Origin of the sequence: Rhodococcus sp. I2R (assembly GCF_020889545.1) — a bacterium.
GTDB lineage: Bacteria > Actinomycetota > Actinomycetes > Mycobacteriales > Mycobacteriaceae > Rhodococcoides.
Genome location: NZ_JAHUTG010000008.1, coordinates 231,363 through 239,514, shown reverse-complemented (window position 1 = coordinate 239,514; position 8,152 = coordinate 231,363). Strand labels below are relative to the sequence as shown.

6 protein-coding genes are annotated in these 8,152 nt (G+C 66.2%); 2 read left to right on the top strand and 4 right to left on the bottom strand.

Annotated elements, in window-relative coordinates; genetic code table 11:
* Positions 1-189: 189 nt before the first annotated feature.
* The 4 genes from KVY23_RS11010 to KVY23_RS10995 all read right to left on the bottom strand — a co-directional run bounded on the left by KVY23_RS11010 (position 190) and on the right by KVY23_RS10995 (position 5,578).
* Positions 190-2,295: a 3-hydroxyacyl-CoA dehydrogenase NAD-binding domain-containing protein gene (locus KVY23_RS11010; RefSeq protein WP_230556416.1), complete on the bottom strand. Its 2,106-nt coding sequence runs from the start codon at positions 2,293-2,295 to the stop codon at positions 190-192.
* Positions 2,292-3,551, bottom strand: coding sequence for a thiolase family protein (locus KVY23_RS11005; RefSeq protein WP_230556415.1), 1,260 nt, complete (start codon positions 3,549-3,551; stop codon positions 2,292-2,294). Before KVY23_RS11005 ends, KVY23_RS11010 begins: the two co-directional genes overlap by 4 nt.
* A 72-nt stretch (positions 3,552-3,623) precedes the next feature.
* Positions 3,624-4,937, bottom strand: a complete 1,314-nt coding sequence (locus KVY23_RS11000) for a ribonuclease D (RefSeq protein ID WP_230556414.1) — start codon at positions 4,935-4,937, stop codon at positions 3,624-3,626.
* Positions 4,938-4,978: 41 nt separating this feature from the next.
* Positions 4,979-5,578, bottom strand: a complete 600-nt coding sequence (locus KVY23_RS10995; protein WP_075840194.1) for a DUF3000 domain-containing protein — start codon at positions 5,576-5,578, stop codon at positions 4,979-4,981.
* Between the two features lie 149 nt (positions 5,579-5,727).
* On the opposite strand from KVY23_RS10995, the gene hemE reads away from it, so the two are divergent.
* Positions 5,728-6,792, top strand: coding sequence for a uroporphyrinogen decarboxylase (hemE, locus tag KVY23_RS10990; RefSeq protein WP_230556413.1), 1,065 nt, complete (start codon positions 5,728-5,730; stop codon positions 6,790-6,792).
* Complete coding sequence (locus KVY23_RS10985; protein ID WP_230556412.1) at positions 6,789-8,150, top strand: protoporphyrinogen oxidase; 1,362 nt, start codon at positions 6,789-6,791, stop codon at positions 8,148-8,150. Before hemE ends, KVY23_RS10985 begins: the two co-directional genes overlap by 4 nt.
* Positions 8,151-8,152: the final 2 nt, after the last annotated feature.

Sequence of the window (8,152 nt, the reverse complement as noted above, 5' to 3'; positions counted from 1 at the left end):
CGACTCGCCGAAGGCAAAACCAAACGCGACATCATTCGCTGCCTCAAACGAGCCGTCGCCCGCGAAATGTTCCAACTCCTCACCCACAAAACCACCGCTTGACACTCATAGGAGCATCACATGGGGAGGGAACGAGAGAGCCCGGCACTCCTGTAGGGAGTGCCGGGCTCTTCGGTCGAGCTGGGCTACCTAGACGTTGGCTACGCCCTGGGCGAGGAACCGCTTACCGGTCACCGCTTCGGATGTGCCGGTGCGGTCGAGGTACGGGGTGATGCCGCCGTTCCAGAAGCCGAATCCACCGCCGAGTAGCAGGCAGAGGTCGATGTCCTCCGGGGCCGCGACGACGCCCTCGTCGAGCATGATGCGGATCTCGTCCGCGATTGCACGACGCGTGCGATCGAGTACCTGCTCGCTGGTCGACGGAGAGTCACCCTGGGGCCACATCTCGGCGACCTCCGGGTCGACGATCTGTCCCTCGGGTCCGTAGGTCCAGACTCCAGCCTTCTTGGCCTCGACGAGCGCGCGGAACCCGGGGGAGTCCTTGAACCGGTCGGGGTAGGCCTCGGCGAGCGTCTCGGCTGTGTGCAACGCAACCGCCGGGCCCACCAGGGCCAGCAGCGTCAGCGGGCTCATCGGCATACCGAGCTCGCCGACGGCACCGTCGGCGACCTCGAACGGGGTGCCCTCGTCGATGGCGCTGATGATCTCGTTCGATGCGCGCGTCACGAGGCGGTTGAACACGAAGCCCGGCAGATCGGCGCACAGGACGGCAGACTTCTTGAGAGTCTTCGCAGTCGCGAATGCCGTTGCCAGAGTGGCATCGTCGGTCTTCTCACCCTTGACGACCTCGAGCAATGGGAGGACGGCAACGGGATTGAAGAAGTGGAAGCCGACCACGCGCTCGGGGTGCTTCAAGTCCGCCGCCATCTTCGTGATCGACAGCGAGGAGGTGTTGGTAGCGAGAATCGTCTCGGGCGAGACGAATTCCTCGACCTCGGCGAACACCTTCTTCTTCACGTCGAGGTTCTCGAACACTGCCTCGATGACGAAATCGGTGTTGGCGAACGCCGACTTGTCGATCGAGCCGGACACCAGCGCCTTGAGTCGGTTCGCGGCATCCGGGGAGAGGCGCTTCTTGCCGAGGAGCTTGTCGATTTCGGCGTGAACGTAGCCGACGCCCTTGTCGATGCGCTCCTGATCGATATCGGTGAGAATCACCGGCACCTTCAGCTGACGGACGAACAGCAGGGCGAGCTGGCTGGCCATCAGACCGGCACCGACGATGCCGACTCCGGAAACCTTGCGAGCGAGGGACTTGTCCGGTGCTCCGGCGGGACGCTTCGCGCGCTTCTGTACCAGGTCGAATGCGTACAGCCCGGCACGCAGCTCGTCTTTGACCAGCAGGGTCGAGAGCGCTTCGTCCTCGGCTGCGAACGCCTTGTCGAGCGAGGCGGGGTCGGTGATGTCGGTGTTCTTGGCGAGTTCGAGCAATTCGACGGCGGCGACGGGGCCGGGTGCGAAGTTGTTCGTCTTGCCCGCAACGATGGCCTTGGCGCGAGTGATGGCGTCGTCCCAGGCCTGACCGCGATCGATCTCGGGACGGGTCGGGATGATCTCACCCTTGATGACCTGCGCCGCCCAGGCGAGGGACTGCTCGATGAAGTCCGCGCCACCGAAGAGGGCGTCGGCGATCCCGAGATCGACTGCCTGCTGCGGCTTGAGGACCCGGTTCTGGTTGAGCGAGTTCTCGACGACGACCGTCACGGCATTGGAGGCGCCGATGATGTTGGGCAGCAACTGAGTTCCGCCCCAGCCCGGGACCAGGCCGAGGAATGCCTCGGGCAGGCCGAGTGCAGCGGCGTTCTCCGCGACCGTGCGGTAGTGCGAGTGCAGACCCACTTCGAGTCCGCCACCGAGGGCGGCACCGTTGATGAAGGCGAACGTCGGAATCGTCGACTCGCGCAGACGCCGGAAGACCCTGTGGCCGAGCTGCCCGATCTGCAGCGCCTCGTCCTTGGTCTTGATGTTCGGCACACCGTTGAGGTCGGCGCCGACGGCGAAGATGAACGGCTTACCGGTGATGGCGATTGCCACCGGGTTCGCGGCGAACGCCTCGTCGAGGGCGGCGTCGAGCCGCGCGAGGCCGGCCGGGCCGAAAGTCGACGGCTTGGTGTGATCGAACCCGTTGTCGAGGGTGACCAGTGCGATGGAGCCGTCGAGGCCGGGCACCGAGACGATCTTGGTGTACGCGTTCGTGACTACCTCGTCCGTGAACGCTGTCGTGATGTCACTCATTTGGCTGCTCCCGCTCCATGGGTCGTTCCTGCAGGCTTCACTCCCGCGTAGTCAGCGTGATTGGGGTTTTCCCAGATGACGGTGCCGCCCATGCCGAGACCGATGCACATGGTCGTCAGGCCGTACCGGACGTCGGGCGCCTCGGCGAACTGGCGGCTCAGTTGTGTCATCAGGCGAATACCCGAGGAGGCGAGCGGGTGGCCGCACGCGATCGCGCCGCCCCACTGGTTGACGCGGGGATCGTCGTCGGCAATGCCGAAGTGCTCGAGAAAGGCGAGTACCTGGACGGCAAAGGCCTCGTTGATCTCGAACAGACCGATGTCTTCGATGCTCAATCCGGTTCGGCCGAGCAGCTTCTCGGTGGCCGGGACCGGGCCGATGCCCATGACGGCCGGGTCGACGCCGGCGAAGGAGAAGCCGACCATCCGCATGCCGATGTTCAGGCCGAGCTCGTGTGCGGTGTCCTCGCCGGCGAGGATCGCGGCGGTGGCACCGTCGTTGAGGCCTGCTGCATTGCCTGCGGTGACGCGGCCGGCGGGCCGGAACGGCGTCTTGAGCTTGGCGAGGTCCGAGGTTGTCGTGCCGGGGCGGGGCGGCTCGTCCTCGGTGGCCAGGCCCCAGCCTGCTGCGGACTTGGTGGCGATGGGGACGAGCGTATCGGCGAGCAAGCCGGCCTTCTTGGCGGCGTCGTACTTGTTCTGGCTGGCGACGGCGTAGGCGTCGGTGCGTTCCTTGGTGATGGTGGGAAAGCGATCGTGCAGGTTCTCGGCCGTGTTGCCCATGACGAGGGCGCTGGGATCGACCAGTTTGTCGGCGAGGAAGCGCGGGTTGGGGTCGGCGCCCTCACCCATCGGGTGATGTCCCATGTGCTCGACGCCGCCGGCGATGACCACGTCGTACTGGCCGAATCCGATTCCCGATCCGGTGGTGGTGACCGAGGTCATTGCACCGGCACACATGCGGTCGATGGCGAAGCCCGGAACGCTGCGGGGGAGTCCGGCGAGGAGTGCAGAGGTGCGGCCGATTGTCAGGCCCTGATCACCGGTCTGCGTCGTCGCGGCAATGGCAACCTCGTCGATCCGCTCTGGCGGTAGGGAGGGGTTCTTCCGCAGCAGTTCGCGGATGGCCTTGACGACGAGGTCGTCGGCGCGAGTGTCGGCGTACATGCCCTTGGGGCCTGCCTTGCCGAATGGGGTACGGATGCCGTCGACGAACACGACATTCCGCTGTGAATTGGTGGATGCGGGTACTGACACGCTTCGATCCTCCCGAGAAGATGCGGTCGATTGGCCCGGCCGACGCCGGGCTGCCGTCCACTCTAGCCGGTATTACCCGTCGGTAACTTGTGGAGGGGTCCCAGTCGCTCGAGGAGGGGTCCCAGTCACTCGAGGAGGGGTCAATGCCTCGACGAGCACCGGTACGACCAACTCGCGTTGCCACGGACGGGCTCGTCCCTCGGCGAGTCGATCATCGACGAGCTGGTGTGCCTCGAGCGGGTCGACGGCCGTCCAGTCCCACACCAGCCGCCGCAGAACGTCAGGCAGCAGCAGGTTTTCGACGGGGACACCGACCCTCTCGCCCAGCTCTGTCATGGCGGCTCGGACGGTGGCCAGACGCTCGGCCGCCTCCGGATCGCGCCGAGACCATCTGTTGACGGGCGGGGGTCCGTCGAACGGAGCGGCCCGGGGCGGCAGTTCCCCGGAAGGCAGACGCCTGGCTCGTTCCAGCGCGGACAACCACACCTTTGACGAGTGTCGCTGGCGTGGACCACCGAACACAGGCAGCGCGCGTAGGTCGTTCTCGGACTTCACGTCGGCAGACGCGGCGGAGATGATGGCGGAATCCGGCAGCACCCGACTCGGCGCGATGTCTCGTCGCTGCGCCAGCTCGTCACGGGCGCGCCACAGTTCCCGAACCGAGGCCAGTACACGTTGGGAGCTGATCGAGTGGATGCCCGACGTGCGCCGCCACCTCTCGGGTTTCGGCTTGGGTGGCCCGAGCGTCAGAATGTGGGCGAACTCCTGAGCAGCCCAGTCGGTCTTGCCCTGCGCCTCGAGTTCGGCGGCCATCGCATCTCGGAGTTCGAGAAGAACCTCGACGTCGAGTGCGGCGTAGTTGAGCCAGATGTCGGGGAGCGGTCGGGTCGACCAGTCGGCGGCACCGTGGCCTTTCTGCAGCGATAGACCGAGTGTCCGCTCCACGATCGGCCCCAGGCCGACCCGTTCGAAGCCCGCGAGCCGCCCGGCGAGTTCGGTGTCGAACAACGTGGCCGGGACGAGTCCGAGCTCGTCGAGCCCCGGAAGGTCCTGATCGGCGGAATGCAGCACCCATTCGAGCGGATTGATCACCTCGGCGAGCGGGTGCAGTGAATCGGCCACCGGGATCGGATCGAGAAGGACTGTTCCGGCGCCGCGGCGGCGAAACTGCAACAGATATGCGCGCTGTGAGTACCGGAAACCCGACGCCCTCTCCGCGTCGACTGCGAGCGGGCCATGCCCTTCGGCCAACTGTGCTGCAGCGGCAATGACACCGGCCGGTGAATCGACGAGGGCGGGGACACCGTCCGCGGGGGCGAGTAGAGGCACCGCCGTCGGCGCGTCCTCCGCTGTCTCCGACGGCTCGCTGGAACTGGCTGTTGACATGAGTGCAGACTCTAGGCCCTCGAGAGTCGACTTTGCGCGAACTACGTACGGTTTTTCTCACGATCGCGGAGGTCGGTGATGCCTGCCGGAGGCAGTCCGGCGGCGTAGGCGAGGACTTCGCAGAACGCTTCCACGTGGGATGCCAGTTCCACCGAACCTGCCGTCCACGACGCGCGCAACTCCAACTGGTGCGCCTTCGGTGGACCGGCGATGTCGCCGTACCGCACCGAACTCGTCGACGTCACGGTGCCGCCCAGCGCGGTAAACGGCTCGGCTCGGCTCTCGAGGGCGTCGACCAACCAACTCCAACCCACCTCGGGAAGAAGTGGGTCCGACGCCAGAGTTTCGTCGACGTCCGCCTGGATGTACGCGACGAGGCGCATCGTTCCGTTCCAAGCTTCGTCGCCGTCGGGGTCGTACAGCAGAATCAGTCGTCCGAATGCATCGCCGTCGGACTGTTCCCCGACGTCGTCACCGTCAGGATGCGCAACTTCGGCTCCGATGGCATAACTGAAGGGTGCGAGTCGCTGCGGCGGCCGAATGGGCCCGATCTCGATCGACGGGTGTACGACGGCCCGGTGCATCGCCTCGATCGCCGATCGAAACGGCGCAGGCTCGGCAGAGGATCCGGGTTTGGTCACAACATCGGACGGTAGACTTCTCAGGTTCTTCATAGTCGGAGGCGCGCCGAGCCGAGACCAACCCGCCGCTGTAACGGCGCCCGAGTGGTGAAGCTGGTGTCGCACCTGCATCGAAGACTTCTCGCCGGGACGTGGCAGCATGGACGTCGATGAACATCGACACGCCTTCGCCCCGTCGCCGACTTCCCGATGCTCCGTTGCTGGCGGCCGTTGCAGGCCGGTCGCCGACGCGCCGTCCCGTGTGGTTCATGCGGCAGGCCGGCCGCTCGCTGCCGGAGTACCGAAAGATCAGGGCCGGCATCGGAATGCTCGAGTCCTGCTTCGACGCCGAACTCGTCGCCGAGATCACCTTGCAGCCTGTCAAGCGGCACGGTGTCGACGCGGCAATCTTGTTCTCCGACATCGTGGTACCGCTCAAAGCGGCAGGTATCGATCTCGACATCGTGGCCGGCACCGGACCTGTCATCGCCCATCCGGTGCGGTCGGCAGCCGACGTCGCCGCACTTCCGAAGCTCGATGCGCAGCAGGTGGCGCCGGTATCCGACGCGGTCGGCCTGTTGGTTCGCGAACTGGGCGAGACCGCACTGATCGGTTTCGCCGGAGCGCCCTTCACGTTGGCCTCGTACCTCGTCGAAGGCGGACCCAGTCGAAACCACGAGAAGACGAAAGCGCTGATGCGTTCGGATTCGGCGACCTGGCACTCGTTGCTGGACAGGCTCGCGGACACCACCATCACGTTTCTGCTGGCGCAGCTCGAGGCCGGTGTGGACGCCGTTCAGCTTTTCGACTCGTGGGCCGGGGCGCTCTCGCTTGCCGATTACCGTGAGTTCGTACTTCCGCATTCGAAGAAGGTGTTCGACGCGGTCTCTTCTGCCGGTGTGCCCAAGATTCACTTCGGTGTCGGCACAGGTGAGCTGCTCGGGGCCATGGGGGAGGCCGGCGCCGACGTCGTCGGTGTCGACTGGCGCATCCCCCTCGACGTAGCTGCGAAGCGAGTCGGCCCGGGCAAAGCACTGCAGGGCAACCTGGATCCGGCAGTGCTCTTCGCCGGCTGGGATGCGATCGAGAGCGAAACCAGGCGCATCGTGGCCGAGGCCGACCGAGCCGTCGAAGCGGGTGCGCTCGGGCATGTGTTCAATCTGGGACACGGTGTGCTGCCCGACACCGACCCGGAGATGATCACACGGCTCGTGGAGCTGGTGCACTCGCTGTGACCGATCGATCGATCAGGGCTGCAGTCGTCGGGGGCGGCATCACGGGCCTCGTCGCGGCCTATCGATTGCGCACCACATTGGGGCCCGATGCCCACATCACGGTGGTGGAGGCATCGGATCGGCTCGGAGGCGCGCTGCGCACCGTCGATCTCGCCGGCGGACCCGTCGATGTCGGCGCCGAGGCCTTCGTCGGGCGCCGACCGGAGGTTCCAGCATTGATGGATGAGCTGGGCATCGCCGATCAGCTCGTCTATCCAGCTGGAAAACGCCCGCTCATCTACGCAGCCGGTGCGCTCCACACAATGCCCACCGACACATTGATGGGCATTCCGTCGGGCGCCGCCTCGATGCAAGAGCTCGTCGACGGTGCCACACTCGCCACGATCGAGTGCGAGCCCGAGATGGAATTCACGTGGGATCGCGGCAAGGACTGCAGCGTTGCGGACCTCGTCGCAGCCAGATTCGGCGAGCAGGTTCTGCGCCGATCGGTCGACCCGCTGCTCGGCGGAGTCTATTCGGGTCTGTCCGATTCGATCGGCGTGCGTGCCGCGCTACCGACACTCGCCGCTGCCCTGGACGCCGGGGCGAGAAGTCTGACGGACGCAGTGCGCCGCTCGCTGCCCGAGCCGAGTTCGGCTCCCGTGTTCGGCACGCTCCGCGGTGGATACGGCGTTCTCGTCGACACCCTCGTCTCAGCCGCGGACGCACAGATCCTTAGGAACACCCGGGCGACGTCGATCTGCGGCGAGCGCAAGGGGTGGATGCTCGATCCGGTCGGACACGTCGATCTCATCGTGCTGGCCATCCCGGCCCCCGAACTCGCACACGTCTTGTCCGACATCGTGCCCGACGCAGCACAGTCGGCCGCGGAGATCGAGCTCGGCTCCTCTGCCGTCGTTGCCATGGCGCTACCCCCGGGAACCGAGTTGCCGGACAACTCCGGTGTTCTCGTCGCCACCGACGCAGGCCTGGCGGTCAAGGCGTTCACATTCTCGAGCCGCAAGTGGACGCACCTCGCCGAGCGTGAGGTGCCCCTGTTACGGGCCTCGCTCGGGCGGTTCGGCAACGAAGAACCGCTGGCCTTGCCCGACGATCTCCTGGTCGAGCAGGCCATGGGAGATCTCCGATCGATCACCGGCATCGACGCCGCGCCCACCGCGACCCTCGTCCAGCGCTGGTACGGCGGACTTCCCCAATATGCGCCCGGACACCTCGATCGTGTCGCCCACATCGAGGCGGCTGTGCAGCGGTTGCCCGGCATAGCCGTCGCCGGCGCCTGGAGCTACGGAGTCGGGGTGCCCGCCTGTGCCGCCTCGGGCACCAGAGCGGCCGCCGTCGTATGCGAAGTGGCACGATAGAG